1 protein-coding gene is annotated in these 1,747 nt (G+C 37.0%); it reads right to left on the bottom strand.

All coding sequences use genetic code 11. The features are described from left to right. Positions 1 to 42 precede the first annotated feature (42 nt). A partial coding sequence (locus AC1DDX_RS27130) for a DUF3857 domain-containing protein (RefSeq protein WP_477622997.1) occupies positions 43 to 1,747 on the bottom strand: 1,705 nt, incomplete at its 5' end.

The raw sequence follows: 1,747 nt of genomic DNA, 5'->3' as shown, positions 1-1,747 counted from the left end.
AATCATGATTATCGGAATAGCCCTTGGAATTATATTTCTAAGTTAATTCGTTTTAAAAATCACCTTACTATTATCTGAACTACTTACGTCACTAAAAAAGCGCATAAAGCTTTCGTATTTGTCAGCGGGGTACGTCCCATTATTCAAAACAAATTTTCTGTTATATATCAGCTTTTTACCCTCCATTGTAACCTTTACAGCATAGCTGCCAAATGGCGATTTAATTTCCCTGTCATTAGGTTTAGCTTCAATACTATATCCTTCGGGAAGGTTATATATTATCTCATCTTCATCTGTAAAGCCCCTGTTCACATATACAGGTAATGTTCTGTTTCTAACTTCTGGAATGGAGTTGGTTTTGTTGAACGCATTAAGTACCATATAGATCCTGTCATTTGTACGGGGTGCATACCTCTGAATAGTTAGATCTAAGGACTCTGAGGTTACAGGATTGCTATCCTTTCTTTGAGCAAGTTTAAGATTGTTAAAATCAATATTGTCAATATCATACTCTTCTTTTAGCAATTTTAACTGCTCAGATGAAGGCTTACTAATGATACGACGATAATTATCATACTGGGAGCCACTAAAGTCGGTGTGCAACTTGCCATTAACATTACCATCCTTATCTAAATTAAGCTCTGCCTTACGTTTTAGCAGGCTTGCAGCAGTAGTTAAGGCTGGTGTTTTTAGTAATTTACCACCTTCTTCTGTACAGGCCAATACAACACGGTCGTCGGTAAAACTTCCTAAATATCCAAACGGACTATCCTGACTGGTACATTCTAACCAGGTGGTATCACTTTTAAGTGGTACACATAAAATAATATGATTTCCCTGATCCATGCTTGCAAAATCGGCATCCATACTCTTTTTATAACTATCGCCATATACCACGCAATAAAGACTGTTTATACCTACAGCTTTTAATAAACTTTGTGTGTAATTTACCAGCGCTTTACAATCGCCATAAGAAACACGGTGCACTTCTGTTGCTTCAAAAGGTTGGAATCCGCCTATACCAATCTGCACACTAATGTATCTTGTTTTCTTCTGCACGTATTCATAGATCTTTTTTGCCTTCTCTTTATCACTGTCTAATCCTTTTACCAGGTTGTTCATCTCCTGAATAATATCTGGCGAAAGTGTTTGTCTTGTTTTTACGAGGTCATCATAAACCCACTTTCCTAACTCCTGCCAGTTGCTATAGCTTCCTTTATGACCATAATAAGTAAACTGTTCGGGTGCTATTTTCACATAGGTAAGATAATTGTCAGGATCAGGAGCATAAGGTTCACGCTTAATCGCACTTAGGTTAGTTACCTTCCATGTCCTACTAATAACCTTATCTGATTTTACTACCTCTGCATTCCCTTTGTAGTTGTATTCTTTTATACGGATTTTATCATCGGGCTTGGAGATGAAAGTGTAACTGGTTTTCTCTACAGAAACATCAGAATAGGGTGTTGCATACCAATCAGGGATGATCAGGTTTTGTTTAAACCTGATTTCATATTCGTAAGATATCGTGTAAGGATAAGTTAAAACATTAGGATTATACCTCTTAATCCGGGCATCTTCAAATAAAGAAAAATCACTAACAGCACTTTCATCCAGAAAGTTGCTTAAGGAAAACTTTCCGGCTGGTTTTCCAAAAGAATCCATAATAATTCCCTTTACACCTTTAATGGAGGTAGCCTTGTTGTAAAAGAGCGCTAAAGCTGCTACCTGGTCTCCGTTCTTATTC

It is taken from the genome of Pedobacter sp. 10L46_2 (assembly GCF_056395165.1).
The sequence above is the reverse complement of the archived record's forward strand: the minus strand, read 5'-3'. Positions and strand labels throughout refer to the sequence as shown.